Genomic DNA, 19,568 nt, shown 5'->3' with positions numbered 1-19,568 from the left:
ATCGAATGGAGCGGTTCGGACTGTGCATTAGGCCTGTCGATTGCATCCTGGGAGTCAAGACAATGAAGAAGCTTCTCATCCTCGTCGCGGTCGCGGCCTCGCTCGGTGCCTGCACGCAGCGCGAGCAGAATACCGGAACGGGCGCCCTGATCGGCGCTGGCACGGGTGCACTGATTGGTGGCCTCGCCACCGGCCGCGCTGGTGGCGCGCTCGCGGGCGCTGCAATCGGCGGTGCTGGCGGCGCCATCATCGGCTCGGCCACTACACCTGACCGTGTCTGCTACGGTCGCGACGAATGGGGTCGCCGCGTTCGCTATGCCTGCTGAACCGTTCAGCAGCTGAAGATGGAAAGGCCCGCATTCGCGGGCCTTTTTCATGCGCCGCTCAGACCGCACCGTATGGGCCGAAGCGACCAATGAAGCGGTGGCGCCCGCCAGGATAGAGCAGGCGAACGGCCGTCACCGGCTGGTTCTGATTCCAGGTGCGGCGCTCGACGAGCAGGCATGGCTCGCCCTGCTCGATCTCCAGCAACCCCGACTCCCGTTCGCCCGCCGCCACCGCGCTGATCGCGTGCTCGGCCTGCGACCAGAGACTGTGTTGCAGCAACCAGTCGCCGGGAGGCGTCGTCTCGAATCGTTCGGCCGCGGCTGCGGGCACGGTCGCGAGATGAATCACCCGCTCCTCCAGCACATGCGGCTGCCCGCCGCTGCGATGCAGGGTCACGAGATGGGCCACCTGTTCCGAGCGCTTCAGTTCGAAGCGCGCAGCGACTTCAGGCGAAGGCCGTGCGTCCCGCCGCGACAGAATCTCGAAGGAATAGTCCTGCCCGAGCTGCCTTACCTCGTCGGGTATCGACAGGATGTCGAGCATGGCATGGCTTGCCGGCGGGTTCGCCACGATGGTGCCGGACCGCCGGCGCCGCGTGATCAACCCTTCGCGCGCCAGCTGCACCAAGGCGCGATGTACCGTCATGCGCGACGCGCCGAGCCGCTCCATCAGAGCGTGCTCCGGCGGCACCGCCGTTCCCGGAGGCCAGGCCCCATTCAGGACGAGATCCCGGATGGCACGGCGGATCTGGTCATAGACCGGGCCCGTGCCATCCAGCTTTACAGCCTCGATCCCGTTATCCGACATGACGACCCTTCAAGGACTCAGGCAAGCAGCCGACGCATCGTCGCGGCGAATCGGCTCGCGACAGCGGCGCGTGCGACATGGCGACCTTCGCTGACAACCTGCCGCCCGCCAACCAGGACATCGCGCAAGGGTAAGGCGTTGGCAGCGAAAATCGCGCTGTCGAGCACCGCCTCGCCACGCTTTCCGACCAAGGCAGGATGATCGGGATCGAGCGAGACGAGATCGGCGCGCTGGCCGACCGCAAGGCTTCCAATGGCACGGCCGCAGGCCTGCGCGCCGCCGACACAGGCCTTTGCCCAGAGTGCATGTCCCGTGGAGGCGTCGGCATCCGCCAGCAAGGCACGCCCGCGATCGCGCAGGCGCTGGGAGTATTCGAGTTGGCGCAGCTCGGCGCCGGCATCGATCTGGATGTTGGAATCGCTGCCGACACCGAAGGCCCCGCCAGCGGCCACGTAGCGCACGCCATCGAAGATGCCATCGCCCAGGCTAGACTCGGTGATCGGGCACAGTCCCGCGACAGCGCCGCTGCGCGCGATGGTGTCGCGCTCCGCATCCGTCAGATGGGTGGCGTGGATCAGGCACCAGCGCCTGTCCAACGCAATGCTGTCCGTCAGGAACTCGACCGGGCGACGCCCAGTGATCTTCAGGCTGTCCTCGATCTCGCGCATCTGTTCGGCGACATGGATGTGGATCGGTCCATCAGGCGCCAGGCCAAGCAGCCACTGCAGATCCTCAGGCGAGACGGCGCGCAGCGAATGCGGCGCGACGCCGAGCCGCGAATCCGGCAGAGCGCCGATCGCGACAGCGCTCGCCTCCATGAGCCGGGCAAAACTGTCGCGATTATTGATGAAGCGACGCTGGCCATGGCTCGGGGCCGCGCCGCCGAAATTGCCGAAACGATAGAGCACCGGCAGCAGGGTCAGGCCGATGCCGGTTTCCTCGGCTGCTGCCGCAACCGCCAGCGCCATCGCCGCGATATCGGCATGCGGCTGGCCGTCCTTGTCATGGTGCAGATAGTGGAACTCGGCGAGCGCGGTGAAGCCGCCCTCCAGCATTTCGACCATTGCCTGCGCCGCGATCGCCTGGACGTCGTCGGGATCAAGCCGGTCGAGGAAGCGATACATCACCTCGCGCCAGGTCCAGAACGAATCCGCCGTGGCGCCCCGCCGCTCAGACAGGCCCGCCATGCCGCGCTGGAACAGATGGCTGTGGAGGTTCGGCATGCCAGGCAGCGTCAGCCCGGCCAGGTGCAGGGCACCGGCCGGAGCAACCTCTCCCACGCTCATGGAGGTGATTGTCCCCTCCGCGATCGTGAGCGTCACGTTGTCGGCAAAGCCCTCCGGCAAGAGTGCCTGGGCGAGATGCAGGGTCGGGTATTGTGTCACGCTGGCTCCTCGCTCGATTTGCATATGCAAATGACACTTGCTAATTGCATATGCAATTGTCTAGCATAGTCGGATCGCAAACGAAGTCGAGAGGATGCGGATGGCCGCGGAACCTTCCCACTGCGACAGGATCTGGGTGAATGCCCGCCTCGCGACCATGGCGCCCGGCGCCGGCCAGCCCTATGGCGCAGTCGAAGACGGGGTCGTAGCGGCCCGCGACGGCCGCATCGTCTTTGCCGGCCCGCGCAGCGAGGCACCAACCCTGGACGCGCGCGAAACCGTCGACTGCGGCGGACGCTGGATCACACCGGGCCTGATCGATTGCCATACCCATCTCGTCTATGGCGGAGATCGGGCACATGAGTTCGAGCTCAGGCTGCAGGGCGCGAGCTATGAGGAAATCGCACGCGCCGGCGGCGGCATCCTCTCCACCGTCAAGGCCACGCGCGCTGCCAGCGAGGCCGAGCTCTTCGCCAGCGCCGACCGGCGCCTGGGCGCCTTGATCGCTGAAGGCGTCACGACCGTCGAAATCAAGTCGGGCTACGGGCTCGAACAGCAGGCCGAGCTGAAGCAGCTTGCGGTCGCACGGCAGCTCGGTCGCGAACGGCCTGTCACCGTCCGCACCACTTTCCTTGCCGCCCATGCCGTTCCGCCGGAGTTCACCGGCCGCTCCGGCGACTATGTCGACCAGATCACCGGGCCGATGCTCGACGCCGTGACCGCGCAGGATCTTGCCGACGCAGTCGACGTGTTCTGCGAGGGCATTGCCTTCTCGCCCGAGGAAACGGCCAGGGTATTTACCGCAGCCAGGGCCAAGGGGCTGCCGGTCAAGATCCATGCCGAACAGCTTTCCAATCTCGGCGGCGCCGCACTCGCGGCCGAACATGGCGCACTCTCGGCCGACCATCTCGAATATCTCGACGAGGCGGGCGTGATCGCCATGGCCCGGTCCGGAACGGTCGCCGTCATCCTGCCGGGCGCCTTCTACTTCCTGCGCGAGACGCAGAAGCCGCCGATCGACCTGCTCCGCAAGCATGGCGTTGCAATTGCGCTCGCGACCGACGCCAATCCCGGATCCTCGCCGCTGACCTCGCCGCTGCTGGTCCTCAACATGGCCTGCACGCTCTTCCGGCTGACACCCGAAGAGGCGCTGGCCGGGCTGACGCGCCATGCCGCCAAGGCGCTCGGCCTGCAGGACGAGATCGGCACGCTCGAGGCCGGCAAGCGCTGCGACCTCGCCATCTGGGAGATCGAGCGCCCCGCCGAACTCGCCTACCGCATCGGCTTCAACCCGCTTCACTCCCGCATCTGGAACGGCCAATGACCGCAACATTCTCCCTGAAGCCGGGCGAGGCCGCCCTGAAGCAATGGCGCGCCGTGATTGACGGCACCGCAGCCAAGCTGGATGGCGCAAGCGGGGCAGCGATCGCCTCCGCCCAAGCGATCGTCGACGATATCGTCGCCGCCGGAACCGTGACCTATGGCGTCAATACCGGCTTCGGCAAGCTCGCCAGCGTGCGCATCGCCGATGCCGACCTGGCAACCCTGCAGCGCAACCTGATCCTCTCCCATGCCGTCGGCACTGGCCCTGCCCTGCCGGACCGGATCGTGCGCCTGATCCTCGCCATGAAGGCCGCGAGCCTGGCGCGCGGGGCCTCCGGCGTACGCCCCGTCGTGGTCGAGGCGCTGGTCGGCGCGCTCGCCTCCGAGGCGCTTCCGGTCGTTCCCGCCAAGGGCTCGGTCGGCGCGTCCGGCGATCTTGCGCCGCTTGCCCATCTCACCGCGGCGCTGATGGGCGTCGGCGAGATCAGGCTGAAGGGCGAGACGCTTCCCGCAGGGGATGCCCTGGCCCGGATCGGCCAGAAGCCGCTCGAACTTGGGGCCAAGGAGGGTCTTGCGCTGATCAACGGCACGCAGGTCTCGACCGCGATCGCGCTGACGGCGCTCAGCGACATCGCCCGCGTCTTCGATGCGGCGCTGGTCACTGGCGCACTCTCCGTGGATGCGCTGAAGGGCTCCGACACGCCGTTCGACCCTCGCATCCAGGCGCTGCGCGGCCAGCCCGGCCAGATCCGGGTCGCGCAAACATTGCTCGCGCTGATCGCGAAGAGCGAAATCCGCGACAGCCATCGCTTCGGCGATACCAAGGTCCAGGATCCTTACTCCCTGCGCTGCCAGCCGCAGGTGATGGGGGCCGTGCGCGACCTCCTCGCCAATGCCGCCGCAACGCTTGCGATCGAGGCCAACGCGGTCACCGACAACCCGCTGGTGCTGGGGCCGGGCGAAATCGTCTCGGGCGGCAACTTCCACGCGGAGCCCGTCGCCTTCGCCGCCGACATCCTCGCCATGGGGCTGTGCGAGATCGGCAACCTGTCCGAGCGGCGCATGGCGCTGCTGGTTGACCCCGTGATGAGCGGCCTGCCTCCCTTCCTGGCCCGCGATGCCGGGCTGAACTCCGGCTTCATGATTGCGCAGGTCACGGCAGCCGCGCTGGCATCGGAGAACAAGCAGAAGGCCTATCCCGCCTCGGTCGACACGATCCCGACCTCTGCCAATCAGGAAGACCATGTCTCGATGGCGACGCATGGCGCCTATCGCCTGCTCGACATGGCCCGGAACACGGCCAGCATCATCGGCGTCGAGCTGATGGCCGCGGCGGAAGCGATCGAGCATCATCGCCCGATGAAGACGAGCCCGCGGCTGGAGCCGGTTCTGGCCCTGGTCCGGCAGCGTATCGCGCCGCTCGACGCGGACCGCTACCTTGCCCCCGACCTTGCGGCGGCGACAGAGCTGGTGCTCAGCGGCGCGATCAGCGATGCCGCCGGGCTCGACAGCTTCGCGGAGTTCTCGGCGTGATGAGCATGAACCCTTCCGAGATCGTCAACGTCACGCAAGGCGCCGGTCCGCTGGTCCTGTCGATGCCGCATCCCGGCACTGGCTTGCCGGAGGAGGTGAAGGTGGCGCTGAACGAGACGGGTCGTTCCGTGCCCGACACCGACTGGCATATGCGCCAGCTCTATGCGTTTGCCGAGCGCTTCGCACCGACGATCGTCGAGGCCGGGCTGTCGCGCTATGTCATCGACCTCAACCGCGATCCGTCCGGCGTATCGCTCTACCCCGGACAGGCGACGACGGAACTCGTGCCGACCACGACCTTCGACGGCGAGCCGATCTGGGCAAAGGCGCCCGACGAGGCCGAGATCGCGCGCCGTCGCGCCGCCTATTTCCAGCCCTATCACGACGCACTCGCAGCCGAGATCGAACGGGCCAAGGCCGCGCATGGTTTCTGTCTGCTCTGGGACTGCCACTCCATCAAGTCGGTCATTCCACGCCTGTTCCCGGGCACGCTGCCGCTGCTCAATCTCGGCACCAATTCCGGTGCGAGCTGCGCACCTTCGGTCCAGCACGCGGCCGATGCAGCGCTTGCCGGCTCGGGCTTCAGCCATGTCAGCAATGGCCGCTTCAAGGGCGGCTGGATCACCCGGCATTACGGCCAGCCGGCGCGGGATGTGCACGCGATCCAGATGGAAATCTCGCTGAGCGGCTATCTCACCGAGGAGACGCCGCCCTGGCGCTTCGACACGCCTAGGGCCGCCCAACTGCAAACCGCCCTCTCCGCCATCATCGAAGCCGCGCTCGAAGCGGCCAGAAAGCTGAAACCCTGACCCTGATCGGGCGGAAACAACGCATTCCGCATGTCCCGATCACGGTTTGAACGGAGCCATTCATGACCCGCATCGACAATAGCCGCGTCATCCGCAGCCCCAGGGGCAGCGAGCTCTCCGCCAAGAGCTGGCTGACCGAAGCGCCGCTGCGCATGCTGATGAACAATCTCGACCCCGACGTCGCCGAGAAGCCGGGCGAGCTCGTGGTCTATGGCGGCATCGGCCGCGCTGCCCGGACCTGGGAAGATTTCGACCGGATCGTCGGCGCGCTGCGCTCGCTCGAGGCCGACGAAACGCTGCTGGTGCAGTCCGGCAAGCCCGTCGGCGTGTTCCGCACCCATGCGGATGCACCGCGCGTGCTGATCGCCAATTCGAACCTCGTGCCGGCCTACGCGAACTGGGAGCATTTTCACGAGCTCGATAAGGCGGGGCTGATGATGTACGGCCAGATGACCGCGGGGTCCTGGATCTATATCGGCACGCAGGGCATCGTTCAGGGCACTTACGAAACCTTCGTCGAGGTCGGCCGCCAGCATTATGGCGGCAGCCTCAAGGGCAAGTGGATCCTGACCGGCGGTCTCGGCGGCATGGGTGGGGCCCAGCCGCTCGCCGCGACGATGGCCGGGGCCTCGATGATCGCCATCGAGTGCAAGCCCTCCAGCATCGAGTTCCGGCTGCGCACCGGCTATCTCGACGAGAAGGCCGACAGTGTCGACGAGGCGCTGGAGATCATCAAGCGCGCCCATGCGGCCGGCAAGGCCGTCTCGGTCGGTGTGCTCGGCAATGCGGCGGAAGTCTTCCCCGACATGGTCAGGCGCGGCATCCGCCCGGATGTCGTCACCGACCAGACCTCGGCCCATGACCCTCTGAACGGCTATCTGCCGGCCGGCTGGACGCTCGAGCAGTGGGAAGAGCGCAAGGAGCGCGATCCTGCCGGTACGATCGAGGCCGCCAAGAAATCGATGGCCGTGCATGTCCGCGCCATGCTGGATTTCCAGCAGATGGGCGTGCCGACGCTCGATTACGGCAATAATATCCGCCAGATGGCGAAGGATATGGGTGTCGACAACGCCTTCGATTTCCCCGGCTTCGTTCCGGCCTATATTCGCCCGCTGTTCTGCCGCGGCGTGGGCCCGTTCCGCTGGGCTGCGCTCTCAGGCGATCCGGAGGACATCTATCGCACGGACCAGCGCGTGAAGGAGCTGATGCCGGACGATCACCATCTGCATAACTGGCTCGACATGGCGCGCGAGCGCATCAAGTTCCAGGGCCTGCCGGCACGGATCTGCTGGGTCGGCCTCGGCGACCGGCACCGGCTCGGCCTGGCCTTCAACGAGATGGTGGCCAAGGGCGAGCTCAAGGCGCCGGTGGTGATCGGCCGCGACCACCTCGATTCGGGTTCGGTCGCTTCGCCGAACCGCGAGACGGAAGCGATGAAGGACGGTTCGGACGCCGTCTCCGATTGGCCACTGCTGAACGCGCTGCTCAACACTGCCGGCGGCGCGACCTGGGTCTCGCTTCACCATGGTGGCGGCGTCGGCATGGGCTATTCGCAGCATTCGGGCGTCGTCATCGTCGCCGACGGCACCCCGGAGGCGGCAAAGCGGCTGGAGCGCGTCCTTTGGAATGACCCGGCGACCGGCGTGATGCGTCATGCCGATGCCGGCTACGAGATCGCGATCGACTGCGCCAAGGCAAAGGGCCTGAAGCTGCCGGGCATTCTCGGCTGATCATGCGCATCATCCGCGCCAGCGCGTGCCGCACCATGCCGTGGAAGAACGGCGGCGGCACCACGACGGAGATCGCAGCGCATCCGCCCGGCGCCTCGTTGGACGGCTTCGACTGGCGGATCTCCATGGCCCATGTCGGGTCGGACGGCCCCTTCTCCGTTTTTCCCGGCATCGACAGGACCTTGTCGGTGCTGACGGGCCGGGGAATCGTCCTCGCCTTCGGCGAGGGCGAAAGCAAACGCCTCGAGCGGTCCACCGAGCCCTATCCGTTCGCGGCCGACAGGCCGGTCGAGGGGCAATTGGTGGACGGGCCGATCGACGACCTCAACGTGATGACCCGCCGCGGTCGCTGGCTGCACAAGGTAACGCGCTTCAGTGGCACTGGCCCGTTCCAGCTCGACCAGACGGGAGAACTCGTGGTCCTGGTCGCTCGCTCCGATGGCTGGACGATAGCGCGGCCCCCGCACCGGGAAATCCTAGCCACCGGGGACAGTGCCCTGCTGGAATCGGTCGAAGGCGTCGTCCTGACGAATCCTCACGACTCCGGCGAGATCTTCGCGATCGTGCTGTCGGCCGCTCCGCAGATCTGACGCGCGGCCGACGCTCCGATCATGCCTCCATGTAACTGCGCGTCATCGGCAAGGTGTCGAGCCGCTTAGCGAGCTGGAGCTGGAAGACGACAAGGCCATCGTGGCGGAAACTCGCTTCCGAAGCCGCCAGATAGAACTCCCACATCCGCGCGAAGCGCTCGTCATACATGTCCACCGCCTCCTTGCGCCGAGCGAGGAATCGCTCGCGCCAGGCCTTCAGCGTCTCGGCATAGTGAAGGCGCAGCACCTCGACATCAGTGATGATCAGGCCCTCGCGTTCGATTGCCGCCGTGATTTCCGACATGGCGGGAATGTAGCCGCCGGGGAAGATGTATTTGGCGATGAAAGGGTTCGTCGCACCTGGGGGCGTGGTGCGACCGATCGTGTGAATGAGCGCAGCACCGTTATCCGTGAGCAGCTCCGTAATCTTGCGAAAATAGGCACGGTAATAGCCCACGCCGACATGCTCGAACATACCGACCGAGACGATGCGGTCGAAGGGTTCCGCTAGCATGCGGTAATCCTGGAACTGGAAATCGACCGGCAGCCCCTCGGCGGCAGCCCGCTCCTGCGCGACGGAAAGCTGCTCCCGCGAGAGGGTGATGCCCTTCACCGAGGCACCGGTCTCGCGCGCGATGCTCAAGCCCAGACCGCCCCAGCCCGACCCGATATCGAGGACGCGCTGGCCCGGCTCGATCGCCAGCTTGGCGATGATGTGGTGCTTCTTGGCCGCCTGTGCGTCCACGAGCGAAATGTCCGGGCTCGGAAAGTAGGCGCAGGAATACTGCAGGTCTTCGTCGAGGAAGAGCCGGAAGAACTCGGTCCTGAGGTCATAGTGATGGGCGACGTTGCGTCTCGCCCAAGCCAGATTGTTGTTCTGGGTGATGCGCCTGATCGCCGTGCGGAATTGCGTGAGAGGTCGCGTCCACGCGGTCAGTTCCTGTCGCGATGCGCCGGCGATCAGAATGTCGAGAAGGTCGTAGAGACTGCCACGCTCGACGACGACACGCCCGTCCATCACCGCCTCGCCAAGAGCAAGCTCTGGATTCAGCGCCAGTTTCAACTCGGTCGGCCGGTCGAGAATACGCATCGTCGGCCCAGGACTTCTCCCGGCGCCGACGGAGCGCTGGGATCCGTCGGCGAAGACAACATCGAGCCGGGATTTCCCCACCAGCCGAGACAACATCGATTCAATGAGCGCGCGCAAGGACGTCACTCCGTCAGCGAACTCCCCTTCGCCAAAAAAATGGCAATGGAGCCCCTTCAGTGCAACACCTTCAACCTGGGAGTGCAACAGGGGCCTGACTTCAGTGCATGGCGGCGGAGGCTCGGCTCCGCCGCCGAATATTACCGCAACATCCCCATCGTTCGCGGCAGCCACAGCGTCAACTCGGGAATGAAGGTGATGGCGAAGAGCGCCAGGAAGAGCGGCACCAGCCAGGGCAGGATCGCCATGGTGGTCTGCTCGACCGAGAGTTTCGCCACCCGCGAAAGCACGAAGAGCACCATGCCGAGCGGCGGATGCAGCAGGCCGATCATCAGGTTCAGCGTCATGATCAACCCGAAATGGATCGGGTCGACGCCGAGCTTGAGGGCGATCGGCAGCAGGATCGGCACCACGATGGTGATCGCCGCAATGGTGTCGAGGAAGCAGCCGATGAAGAGCAGCAGCAGATTGACCAGGATCAGGAAGACCCATTTGTTCTGGGTCAGCCCGAGGATCAGGTCGGACAGGATCTGCGCCGTGCTCGAGACCGTCAGCAGCCAGGCGAAGATCGAGGCGGCTGTGACGATGAAGAGGACGGAAGCGGTCGTCTCGATCGTGTCGAAGGTCGCCTTGGTCAGTGTGCGCAGCGTCATCGAGCGATAGCGGACAAGGCCGAGGAAGAGCGACCAGATCACCGCCGCAGCGGCGGCCTCCGTCGGCGTGAACCAGCCCAGCGTCATGCCGCCGATCAGGATGACCGGCGTCATCAGTGCCATCACCGCCGAGAAGTCGAAATAGTAGTCGAGCGCCAGCAGGGCGACGAGCGCGAGCCCGATCGCGACATTCTCCGACAGGCCTGCCCAGACGAGCAGATAAGCCAGGACCGGGAAGCCAAGCACGACCAGAACCTCGATCCCGGCCGAGCCGATCTGGCGCAGCGAGAATTTGGCGTCGGAGCCCCAGCCGCGCATGCGGGCGAAGACGGCGACCGTGCCCATCATGAACAGCGTCATCACCACGCCGGGAATGACACCGCCAAGGAAAAGTGCACCGATCGAGGTGTTCGACATCATGCCGTAGATGACGAAGGGCAGTGAAGGCGGAATGATCGGCCCGAGCGTCGCCGAGGCCGCCGTCACGCCGACGGCAACATCCATGGGATAGCCATGGTCCTTCATGGCCTTGATCTCGATCGTGCCGATGCCCGCGGCATCCGCGATCGCCGTGCCCGACATGCCCGAGAAGATCACCGAGCCGATGATGTTGACCTGGGCTAGGCCGCCGCGCATCCAACCGACAAGCGCGACCGCGAAGGCATAGATGCGACCGGTGACGCCGGCGATGTTCATCAGATTGCCGGCAAGGATGAAGAACGGCACCGCCAGCAGCGGGAAACTCTCGACGCCGGCGATCATCCGCTGCGCCATGATGACATCGGGCACAGTGCCGGAAATGACGATGAAGGCGAGAGAGGCGACGGCCATGGAGATGGCCACCGGCACGCCGAGGATCATCAGGCCGAGGAAGGTTCCGAGCAGGATGAGCATGCCTCAGGCCTCCGAGCCGTCGAAGGCCGAAGGCCGTTCCAGCACGGAATAGCCGCGTCGTGCATTCTGCCAGGCGACCTGGATCGAGCGCAGCGTCATCAGAGCGAAGGCAATGACGACGGCATTGAAGACGATCGACTTCGGAAACTGGATCGTCGTCATCATCTCATCGGGGATGAGCGACGCATATTTGTACATGAGCCAGGTGGCGTAGCCGAAGAAGACGATCCGCAAGAGATCGACGCCCGTCGACAGGATCCGCCCCATGCCGGGCGACAGGTAGCGGTAGATGAAATCGACCTGGATGTGGCGCGAGGCCCGCACGCACATCGAGGCGCCGAGGAAGACGACGACGATCAGCGCGTAGATCGCGATCTCTTCCGTCCAGGCGTAGGAATCGTTCAGGACATAGCGCGTGAAGAACTGCAGCACGACGCAACCGACCATCAGCCAGAAGGCGGCGAGCGTCACCCAGTCCTCGACGCCATAGCCGCTCAGATCGGCAGGCGGTGGCGCCTCGTCGAAGACATGCGCGATTTCCTCGCTGGTGACGGGGATGTGGATCTCCTGCGGGGTCTCGCTCGACATCGACGGCCTCGGCTCGGCGTGAGGACAAAAAAGGGCCGGTCAAAGACCGGCCCGATGCGACGGATCAGATCACTTGATCGCCTGGATGCGTTCCCAGTCGGCCTTGCGGTAGCCGAACTGCTCGAAGCTGACATTCTTCTGTACGGCAGCGAGGAAGTCGGCCTTGTCGATCTCGGTGACCGACAGGCCCTTGTCCTTGAAGACCTGCACGAGCTTGACCTCGTCGGACTGGATCTTCTTGGTCGCACGCTCGGCAGCCTCCTGCGCGACGTCGGTGAAGATCTTGCGGTCTTCTGGCGAGAGCTTGTCCCAGAGCTGCTTGGAGACGACCGTGTTGAGGTGGTCGACGATATGTCCGGTCAGGACGATGTGCTTCTGCACCTCGTAGAACTTCTTCGCCTCGATCGTGTTGAGCGGATTCTCCTGCGCCTCGACCGTACCGTTCTGGAGCGCGAGATAGACCTCGGCGAAGGCGATCGGCGTCGTATTGGCGCCGCAGGCGCGTGGCATGGCGAGATAGGCCGGCACGTCCGGCACGCGGATCTTCAGCCCCTTCATGTCCGCGCAGGTCTTGATCGGCTTGTTCGCGGTGGTGTGGCGCGTGCCGTAATAGGTGACGGCCAGGATCTGGTGCCMGCTCTTCTCCTGATAGCCCTTCGCCATCTCCTTGAAGACGTCGCTCTTCACGTAGGCGAGGAGGTGGTCCGGGCCGCGGAAGATGAAGGGATAATAGGTCACGCCGATCGGCGGATAGGCGCGGGCCGCGAAGCTCGAGCCCGAGATGATCATGTCGACGGTGCCCAGCGTCAGGCCCTGGTTGATGTCGGTTTCCTTGCCGAGTTGCGAGGCCGGGTAGACCGTGATCTCGTATTTGCCGTTGGTGCGCTTCTTGATCTCGTCCGCAGCCCAGACCGACTCGGTGTGGAACGGCTCGGATGTCTCGTAGACATGCGCCCATTTCAGCTTGGTCTGGGCCTGGGCCGGCGCCCCGGCAAGAACGAGGCCGGCGGCAAAGGCTGCAGCCAGTGTCAGATAGCTCTTCATCAGGTGTCCTCCCATGGACTCGAAGATCGTTGCTTGGCGTCAATTCTTGCTGGCCGGGCAGGAGTTGACGCTCTCCTGCCCGCTTGAAACCCCTTCACCGAAACTCTGCGAAAAACGCTCCTGCGAGCAGCGCAGGTGCCGGCGCATCGCGGTGCTGGCGGCCTCTCCCGATCCAGCGGCCAGCGCATCACGGATAACCCGGTGCTCGGCGACGGCGGTGCGCCAGGATGTCTCGTTCTCGAAGTAGCTCGCGAGTTGCTGGAAATACGGATTGATGCGCTGATCGAACAAGGTGCCAACAAAGCGCGCCAGAACGGAGTTCCCCAGGATTCCGGCGATCGCGACATGGAAGGCGCGGTCGAGCGCGACGAGTTCGTCGCTCGGCAATCCGGGAGCCTCCATTCCGCACAGGATTTCCTCGAGGCGCGCGAGATCCTCGCCCGTTGCCTGCCCTCCCGCCTCGGCGCAGATCGCGCTCTCCACCAGCTCGCGGGCCTTCAGGACCTCGAAAGGCCCCTCGGGCGCATCATCGGAGACAAGGATGGCGCTGGGAACCGGACGTGGCGGATCGATCACGTAGACGCCGGAGCCCATGCGGATACGCACCCGCCCCTCGACCTCGAGCGCGATCAAGGCCTCGCGCACTGAAGGACGAGAGACGCCGAGCTTTTCCGCGAGTTCCCGCTCAGGTGGCAGGCGTGCGCCAACGGGAAACTCCTGCCGGTCAATGAGATGACGCAGCTGATCGGCGATCTGACGATAAAGGCGCGGCGACTCGACGGCTTCGAGCGGCACGTGTCACTCCCCGGTCCATCCCCTGCCTCGGCAGTACCGAGGTCAATTTGGCCATGTGGTCAGGCCAATTTTGGAGAAGAAACCATCGTAGCGACCGGCATGTCAATGAGCCTTCGCAGGCAGGCGCCTTCCGTTCCAGCGATGGCCCTGCCCCTGCCGTTACGCCCCGTACCAGCAGCTCGGTCTTTCAGAACGCCAGCGGCCGATGGTACGGCTGAGTGCGACCAAGGTCGCGGACTTTGGTTTGTCGATTTGTCCGACCATGGTCTCTCCCCGCAGTCCGGCCTCATGGGTATAATTGTTGAGGCGGCTCGCACCCATTGGCCAGATGCGGGGAGGCGGACATGTATCTTCCGCGCGAGACCACCGGCGTCCTGTTGAAGGAAGCTGAGCGCGCTCTGGAAAACCGGCTCGAGATCGTCAGAGCCCTCGCCTTGGGGCAGATCACCAAACGCGATCTGCTGCGCTGGGGATATTTCGCGACCGGCGGGCTTCTGATMGCGAGGAACGGGCTCGGCCGGTTCGTCGGTAGCGCCTATGCCGACAGCGTGCCGCGCAGCCCGACTTTCGGCGCAGTCAAGTTCCAGACGCCGATGCCGCGGGCCGAGCTTCAGAGGCCGGTCCCGCTGCTGCGCCTGCCGAATGGCGATGCGGCCTGGCAGACGGGTGGGGGCGGTACGGAACTGGCCGCCAGGAGCTTTTCCTATCACACCGACTTCACCAATTCCGGCGGTGCGGTCTTCCGCAATCCGGTGACCGGTGTCGGGCCGTTCGAGGGGCGGCCGCCCGGCGAGTTCTTCGCGCATCAGCGCTGGGAGGAGCTTTACCCGAAGGTGGGCTATCTGCTGTCGGTCGGACAGGTCCGACCGGGCAGCAAATTCGGCCAAGGGCTGCCGGACCAGAACGCGAACTCCGTCTGGTCCTTCGGCCCCCGGCAGCCTGGGCAGACGGGGAATGCCGCCGGCCTGCGCACGGGGTTGGCGAGGCCCGTTCTGATCAAGGCCCGCTACGGCGAACCGATCCTCACGCGAATCTACAACGACCTGCCGGTCGACCGGGCCATCAATGGCGGATTCGGGCGCAACGAAAGCTCGGTTCACCTTCACAATTCGCATAACGGCGCCGAGAGCGACGGTGCCTGCAACGCGTTCAATTTCCCCGGGACTTTCTATGACTATCACTGGGCAATGGCCATGGCGCGGCGCGATTTGCCGAGCGTCTGGCCGACCAGCGACCGCGACTTTGCGCGCAAGGCCTCGGGACCCGACGATGGCAACGGCCTGGTTCAGGTCCCGGGCGATTTCCGGGAGATCCAGGGCAGCCTCTGGTTCCACGACCATCGCTTCTTCTTCACGGCGCAGAACGTCTACAAGGGCATGTTCGCTGTCTTCAACATCTACAGCGGCCCTGATCGAGGCCGCGAAGATCTCGATGACGGCATCAACCTGCGGCTGCCGAGCGGCTCGCAGCTCAAATGGGGCAATGTCGATTTCGACATCAACCTCGCGATCTCGAACCCGGCCTTCGACGCCAATGGGCAGCCCCGGTTCGACATCTTCGACACCGATGGCTTCCTGGGTGACATCCTGTTGGTCAACGGCACCTATTATCCGTATTTCGAGGTGCTGCCGCGACGTTACCGCTTCCGCCTCCTGAACGTCTCCGTCGCGCGCTTCATCAAACTGGCACTCGGGGTCAACAAGAGTGCTCGCTTCTCGCAAGCCACCAAAGTTCCGTTCTACTTCATCGCCAATGACGGAAATCTGGTTGTCAGTCCGATCGCCCTGACCGAGCTGGACGAGCAGGGCGTTGCGGAGCGCTACGACATCGTTGTCGATTTTTCCGCCTTTGCGCCAGGCGACAGCATCTATCTGGTGAACCTGTTGCAGCAGACCGACGGGCGCCGGCCAGACGGCGCCGTCTCGATCGACAGGGCACTCAAGGCTGGCGGTGACGATCCTTGTGTCGGCCCCTTCCTTGAGTTCCGGGTCGTGAATTCGCTGCAAAGCGTCGACAATCCCGGCAAGATCTACAATGCCAGCAATCCGCTCGACAAGGATCGCAGCGTCAATTTCACCGATCCCGAGTGGCGGTCCGGCGCCAAGACCCTGACCAGTCAAATCCCGATCGTCGCGCCAGTGCGTGAGCGGACCCTTGAATTCGGCAGGTCAGGGGGTGGAGATTCTCGCAATACTGCTGACGGGCAATGCATCCCCGATTGCGGCAATGCCGATTCCTTTCCCTGGACCATCAAAGTCAACGGCCAAGCAGCGCACTCGCTCAACGCCAACCGCATCTCCCTCCTGGTCCCCAAGCCGGGCGAGGTGGAGCACTGGACCCTCGTCAATGGCGGGGGCGGCTGGGACCACCCGATTCACCTTCATTTCGAGGAAGGCGTCACCATCGACCGCGGCGGAGCTGCCATTCCCGCAACGGAGCGCCTTGTACGCAAGGATGTCTGGCGCCTGCGGCCCTCGGGCAAGGTGAAATTCCAGGTGCGGTTCGGGGAGTTCGGCGGGGCCTATGTGACCCATTGCCATAACGCCACCCATGAGGATGCTGCTGCGGCTCCAGCTCCTGACGCCTCCACCCGGAGATCCGAACTTCAAGGGCCAGCCGCAATATGTGGTGACACAGACGCCGATCCCGACGCCGAACGGCGTGACCTTCAAGCAGCCCGAAATTCTACCTGAAGGAGATCCCCGGAAACTCAGAGTTGCAGGATCTGCACGCTCCTGACCAAGACAGGGCGACCGATCGCCGGAGCTCCGCTGCACAAGATCGCGGGCTAAGCCGCGCTCGCCATCACCTCTGCCCGGATCTCCTCGACCAGCCGCTCCTTGAGCGCGACGAATTCCGGGCTCGTCTTGATCGTGTAGGGCCGCGGATGCGGGAGGTCGACCGGGATGTCCGCCTTGACGCGTCCCGGCCGGGCGCTGATCACCACGACGCGCGAGGCCATGAAGATCGCCTCCTCGACGTCATGGGTGACGAAGAGCACGGTCTTCTGCTCACGCTCCCAGATGCCGAGCAGCATTTCCTGCATCAGGGCGCGTGTCTGGTTGTCGAGCGCGCCGAAGGGCTCGTCCAGCAACAGGATCTTTGGATCATTGGCGAGGGCACGCGCGATCGCGGTGCGCTGCTGCATGCCGCCCGACAGCTGCTTGGGGAAATGGTTCTCGAAGCCCTTGAGACCGATGCGTCCGGCMCAGTCGACGGCGATCCGCAGCCGCTCCGCCTCCGGCACGCCMTTCTCGCGCAGGCCGAAGGCGATGTTCTGCGCCACGGTCAGCCAGGGAAAGAGGGTATAGCTCTGAAAGACGAAACCGCGATCCGCACCGGGCCCTGTCACCGTCTCGCCATCGAGCAGGATGCGCCCTTCCGTCGGCGTCTCCAGCCCGCCGATCATGCGCAGCAAGGTCGACTTGCCGCAGCCGGAGGGGCCGAGAATGGTGATGAAGTCGTTGTCGGAGACGCTGAGGGACGTCGGCATCAGCGCCCGTGTCGCCTGCCCACCGTGACGCGCGGGGAAGGATTTTCCGACATTGTCGATGATGAGCTTGCTCATTTCGCGGCCCAGGGGAACAGGCGCTGATTGACCGCCTTGAACAGGAAATCCGAGATCAGCCCGATCAGGCCGATGACGATGATGCCGAAGATGATCTGCCCGGTGTTCAGCAGCGCCTGGCTGTCGGTGATCATGTGGCCGATGCCGGAGGAGGAACCGATCAGCTCGGCGACGATGACATAGGTCCAGGCCCAGCCCAGCACCATGCGCAGGATCTCGGCGATCTCGGGCGCAGCATTGGGCAGCAGCACGCGCATCACCACGGAACGGTCGCTGGCGCCCAGCGTATAGGCGGCATCGACGAGATCGCGCCGGATCGAGCCCACCGCGACGGCGATCATCAGGATGATCTGGAAGACCGAGCCGATGAAGATGACGAGCAGCTTCTGCGTCTCGCCGATGCCGGCCCAGAGGATCAGCAGCGGGATGAAGGCCGAGGCCGGCAGGTAGCGCGCGAAGGAGACGAAGGGCTCGAAGAAGGCCTCGATCGGCTTGTAGGCGCCCATCAGGATGCCGAGCGGCAGCGCGACGATGACCGCGAGGATGAAGCCGCCGAGGACACGCCAGATCGTCATGCCGATATCGAACGCGAAGCCGTATTCGACGAGCAGCTTGTAGCCCTCGCCGACCATGGTCAGCGGATCGGCCAGGAAGAGGCGCTGGACATAGCCGCCGAAGGTCGCGACCGACCAGAGCGCAACGAAGAGTACGAAGAAGCCGAGCCCCAGCGCGACGCGGGACGGGACGGAAACGGGCTGAAGCGGCTTCATCGTCAAATCGCCCGCKAACGCCAGGCCGAGGCCAGTTCCTGCCAGGGTTCGACCGACCAGAAGCCCGAGGCCGCGCCGGAGGTCGATGGCAGCACGAAAGTCGCGCAACCCGCGACATCAACCAGCTGGCGGCCATAGCCGATGGCAGCACTGGATTGACCCAGCACGGCCTCGGCCGCCCGCTTGCCGTTGAAGGCGATGAAGGCCGGAGCCGTCGCACGCATCTTCATCAAGAATCCTTCAACATCGAAATGAGCACGAACGAGCGCGGCATCCGGCCCGGAGGTCGCTTTCGCGACGTCGGTGAGACCAAACCCATAGTCGAGCAAGTGAGGAAAATCCTCAGGCCTGAATTGCCGGGGAAGAAGGCCGATGGTGTGAAGCACCCGCCAGAACTTGTTCCCCGGTCCGGCGTAATAGGCGCGCCGCAAGGCTGAGGCGCGCCCGGCCTGAGTGCCGCAGAAGACGATTCCCAGACGTGGCGCAAGCACGTCCGGCAGGATCGTCACATCGCACCGCCCGAAACGAAGCGCGTATCGACCAGCGTGGTGATATCGGGCTTCGACTTGATCAGGCCGATCTCGAGCAGCAGGTCGGCCGCCTTGGTGGTGAAGGCCTGCCATTCCCCGGAGAAGAACTTCTTGTTGCCCTCGGCATCCGACCAGCGCAGGAAGCCGGCGGATTTGCCGAACTGCTCACCGGACTGCTTCACGTCGGCGCCCATGATGCCATAGGCCTTGGCCTGATCGGCCTTGATCAGTTCGAGCGCCTCGAAATAGCTCTTGGTCAGCCCCTTCACGGCAGCCTCGTTGCCCGCGATGAAGGCCGGCGTGCAGCCGAAGGTGTCCATCACCATCGGATAATCGAGCGTGGTCGCGATGATCTTGCCGGCATCCGGCTTGTCGCGCACGGCAGAGAGATAGGGCTCATAGGTCATGGCCGCATCATTCTGGCCGGCGATGAAGGCCTGGGCCGCCGGGCCGGGCTCCATGTTGACCACGGTCACGTCCTTGACCGACATGCCGTTCTCCTTGAGGAACCAGGCGAGCGCGAAATAGGGCGACGTGCCGGGCGCAGAGGCAGCAACCGTCTTGCCCTTCAGATCCTTGATCGAGCCGGTCGCGCTACGCACCGCCATGCCGTCGGCGCCATAGCTCTTGTCGAGCTGGAAGAGCTGCTTGGTCTTGATCCCGGCGGCGTCCCAGACGATCCAGGTCTCGACAGTCGTGGCGGCGCACTGGATATCGCCGGAGGCGATGGCAAGGTGACGGTCCTTCTGCGGGATCTTCTTGATTGACACATCGAGGCCATTCTTGGCGAAGATGCCGGCCTCCTTGGCCAGCACCAGGGGCGCGAAACCGGTCCAGCCGGAAATGCCGATCGAAACCTTGGTCTGCGCCTGTGCGCCCGTGGCAGCCAGCAGCGCCGCGAAGCCAAGTCCGGCCGCGGCTCCGATACGCTTCAAACCTGTCATGTCGAAACCCTTCCCCTGGTTGATGTCGTTCGCGCCCGTGAGACTTAAAGCCCATCGCCTCATCCGAAGCG

The 19,568-nt window shown here is 64.9% G+C and carries 18 protein-coding genes; 7 read left to right on the top strand and 11 right to left on the bottom strand.

The features are described 5' to 3' along the window. Positions 1 to 62 precede the first annotated feature (62 nt). Entirely contained in the window at positions 63 to 326 is a 264-nt protein-coding gene (locus tag AC1DIO_RS09320; RefSeq protein WP_069877583.1) for a glycine zipper domain-containing protein, read from the top strand. Between the two features lie 58 nt (positions 327 to 384). On the opposite strand, the gene AC1DIO_RS09315 is transcribed toward AC1DIO_RS09320, so the two are convergent. Continuing rightward, positions 385 to 1,134, bottom strand: a complete 750-nt coding sequence (locus tag AC1DIO_RS09315; protein WP_441490049.1) for a UTRA domain-containing protein — start codon at positions 1,132 to 1,134, stop codon at positions 385 to 387. A 17-nt stretch (positions 1,135 to 1,151) separates the two neighbouring features. After that, positions 1,152 to 2,519 carry a formimidoylglutamate deiminase gene (locus tag AC1DIO_RS09310; protein WP_441506090.1) on the bottom strand — a complete coding sequence of 456 codons (1,368 nt, stop codon included), beginning with the start codon at positions 2,517 to 2,519 and terminating at the stop codon, positions 1,152 to 1,154. 100 nt (positions 2,520 to 2,619) lie between these two features. On the opposite strand from AC1DIO_RS09310, the gene hutI reads away from it, so the two are divergent. From hutI to AC1DIO_RS09285, 5 genes are all read left to right on the top strand, one after another. Next, positions 2,620 to 3,843, top strand: a complete 1,224-nt coding sequence (gene hutI, locus AC1DIO_RS09305) for an imidazolonepropionase (RefSeq protein ID WP_441490051.1) — start codon at positions 2,620 to 2,622, stop codon at positions 3,841 to 3,843. After that, positions 3,840 to 5,375, top strand: coding sequence for a histidine ammonia-lyase (gene hutH / locus AC1DIO_RS09300; RefSeq protein ID WP_441506088.1), 1,536 nt, complete (start codon positions 3,840 to 3,842; stop codon positions 5,373 to 5,375). Before hutI ends, hutH begins: the two co-directional genes overlap by 4 nt. Further along, the gene (gene hutG, locus AC1DIO_RS09295) at positions 5,375 to 6,184 is read left to right on the top strand and encodes an N-formylglutamate deformylase (protein WP_441490053.1); all 810 of its coding nucleotides are present in this window, start codon (positions 5,375 to 5,377) and stop codon (positions 6,182 to 6,184) included. Before hutH ends, hutG begins: the two co-directional genes overlap by 1 nt. 62 nt (positions 6,185 to 6,246) lie before the next feature. Beyond that, positions 6,247 to 7,914 carry a urocanate hydratase gene (gene hutU / locus AC1DIO_RS09290; protein WP_441490054.1) on the top strand — a complete coding sequence of 556 codons (1,668 nt, stop codon included), beginning with the start codon at positions 6,247 to 6,249 and terminating at the stop codon, positions 7,912 to 7,914. Between the two features lie 2 nt (positions 7,915 to 7,916). Beyond that, positions 7,917 to 8,504, top strand: a complete 588-nt coding sequence (locus AC1DIO_RS09285; RefSeq protein WP_441490055.1) for a HutD/Ves family protein — start codon at positions 7,917 to 7,919, stop codon at positions 8,502 to 8,504. Between the two features lie 19 nt (positions 8,505 to 8,523). Here AC1DIO_RS09285 and AC1DIO_RS09280 read toward each other — a convergent pair whose 3' ends face one another. The 5 genes from AC1DIO_RS09280 to AC1DIO_RS09260 form a co-directional block, all read right to left on the bottom strand. Further along, on the bottom strand, positions 8,524 to 9,594 hold the full coding sequence (locus AC1DIO_RS09280) for a class I SAM-dependent methyltransferase (protein ID WP_441506087.1): 1,071 nt from the start codon (positions 9,592 to 9,594) through the stop codon (positions 8,524 to 8,526). 257 nt (positions 9,595 to 9,851) lie between these two features. After that, a complete protein-coding gene (locus tag AC1DIO_RS09275; RefSeq protein WP_441490057.1) occupies positions 9,852 to 11,258 on the bottom strand; it encodes a TRAP transporter large permease in 1,407 nt (468 codons plus the stop codon). 3 nt (positions 11,259 to 11,261) lie between these two features. Further along, positions 11,262 to 11,846 (bottom strand): TRAP transporter small permease, encoded by a 585-nt coding sequence (locus AC1DIO_RS09270; protein WP_441490058.1) that lies wholly within the window; start codon positions 11,844 to 11,846, stop codon positions 11,262 to 11,264. A gap of 69 nt (positions 11,847 to 11,915) precedes the next feature. Further along, positions 11,916 to 12,890, bottom strand: coding sequence for a sialic acid TRAP transporter substrate-binding protein SiaP (locus tag AC1DIO_RS09265; protein ID WP_476853352.1), 975 nt, complete (start codon positions 12,888 to 12,890; stop codon positions 11,916 to 11,918). A gap of 39 nt (positions 12,891 to 12,929) precedes the next feature. Then, positions 12,930 to 13,685, bottom strand: a complete 756-nt coding sequence (locus AC1DIO_RS09260; RefSeq protein ID WP_441506086.1) for a FadR/GntR family transcriptional regulator — start codon at positions 13,683 to 13,685, stop codon at positions 12,930 to 12,932. A gap of 344 nt (positions 13,686 to 14,029) precedes the next feature. Here AC1DIO_RS09260 and AC1DIO_RS09255 point away from each other — a divergent pair, with 344 nt between their 5' ends. Next, on the top strand, positions 14,030 to 16,378 hold the full coding sequence (locus AC1DIO_RS09255) for a multicopper oxidase family protein (protein WP_441506085.1): 2,349 nt from the start codon (positions 14,030 to 14,032) through the stop codon (positions 16,376 to 16,378). 95 nt (positions 16,379 to 16,473) lie between these two features. Here the strand turns inward: AC1DIO_RS09255 and AC1DIO_RS09250 are convergent, their stop codons facing one another. From AC1DIO_RS09250 to AC1DIO_RS09235, 4 genes are read right to left on the bottom strand one after another with little or no spacing between them, the layout of a single operon-like run. After that, the gene (locus AC1DIO_RS09250) at positions 16,474 to 17,253 is read right to left on the bottom strand and encodes an ABC transporter ATP-binding protein (RefSeq protein WP_476853351.1); all 780 of its coding nucleotides are present in this window, start codon (positions 17,251 to 17,253) and stop codon (positions 16,474 to 16,476) included. Continuing rightward, positions 17,250 to 18,023, bottom strand: coding sequence for an ABC transporter permease (locus AC1DIO_RS09245; protein ID WP_069877596.1), 774 nt, complete (start codon positions 18,021 to 18,023; stop codon positions 17,250 to 17,252). Before AC1DIO_RS09245 ends, AC1DIO_RS09250 begins: the two co-directional genes overlap by 4 nt. Positions 18,024 to 18,025: 2 nt before the next feature. Then, positions 18,026 to 18,532 (bottom strand): mismatch-specific DNA-glycosylase, encoded by a 507-nt coding sequence (locus AC1DIO_RS09240; protein WP_476853350.1) that lies wholly within the window; start codon positions 18,530 to 18,532, stop codon positions 18,026 to 18,028. Then, positions 18,529 to 19,497: an ABC transporter substrate-binding protein gene (locus tag AC1DIO_RS09235; RefSeq protein ID WP_441490064.1), complete on the bottom strand. Its 969-nt coding sequence runs from the start codon at positions 19,495 to 19,497 to the stop codon at positions 18,529 to 18,531. Before AC1DIO_RS09235 ends, AC1DIO_RS09240 begins: the two co-directional genes overlap by 4 nt. Positions 19,498 to 19,568 lie beyond the last annotated feature (71 nt).

The organism is Allobosea sp. 05T439, from assembly GCF_056396005.1.
This window is presented reverse-complemented; position numbering and strand designations above follow the sequence as displayed.

Excerpts from the sequence above, each read along its gene's own strand:
- AC1DIO_RS09320 (WP_069877583.1), top strand. The coding sequence starts at position 63 with ATGAAGAAGCTTCTCATCCTCGTCGCGGTCGCGGCCTCGCTCGGTGCC.
- AC1DIO_RS09315 (WP_441490049.1), bottom strand. The coding sequence starts at position 1,134 with ATGTCGGATAACGGGATCGAGGCTGTAAAGCTGGATGGCACGGGCCCG.
- hutI (WP_441490051.1), top strand. The coding sequence starts at position 2,620 with ATGGCCGCGGAACCTTCCCACTGCGACAGGATCTGGGTGAATGCCCGC.
- hutH (WP_441506088.1), top strand. The coding sequence starts at position 3,840 with ATGACCGCAACATTCTCCCTGAAGCCGGGCGAGGCCGCCCTGAAGCAA.
- hutG (WP_441490053.1), top strand. The coding sequence starts at position 5,375 with ATGAGCATGAACCCTTCCGAGATCGTCAACGTCACGCAAGGCGCCGGT.
- hutU (WP_441490054.1), top strand. The coding sequence starts at position 6,247 with ATGACCCGCATCGACAATAGCCGCGTCATCCGCAGCCCCAGGGGCAGC.
- AC1DIO_RS09285 (WP_441490055.1), top strand. The coding sequence starts at position 7,917 with ATGCGCATCATCCGCGCCAGCGCGTGCCGCACCATGCCGTGGAAGAAC.
- AC1DIO_RS09280 (WP_441506087.1), bottom strand. The coding sequence starts at position 9,594 with ATGCGTATTCTCGACCGGCCGACCGAGTTGAAACTGGCGCTGAATCCA.
- AC1DIO_RS09275 (WP_441490057.1), bottom strand. The coding sequence starts at position 11,258 with ATGCTCATCCTGCTCGGAACCTTCCTCGGCCTGATGATCCTCGGCGTG.
- AC1DIO_RS09270 (WP_441490058.1), bottom strand. The coding sequence starts at position 11,846 with ATGTCGAGCGAGACCCCGCAGGAGATCCACATCCCCGTCACCAGCGAG.
- AC1DIO_RS09245 (WP_069877596.1), bottom strand. The coding sequence starts at position 18,023 with ATGAAGCCGCTTCAGCCCGTTTCCGTCCCGTCCCGCGTCGCGCTGGGG.
- AC1DIO_RS09235 (WP_441490064.1), bottom strand. The coding sequence starts at position 19,497 with ATGACAGGTTTGAAGCGTATCGGAGCCGCGGCCGGACTTGGCTTCGCG.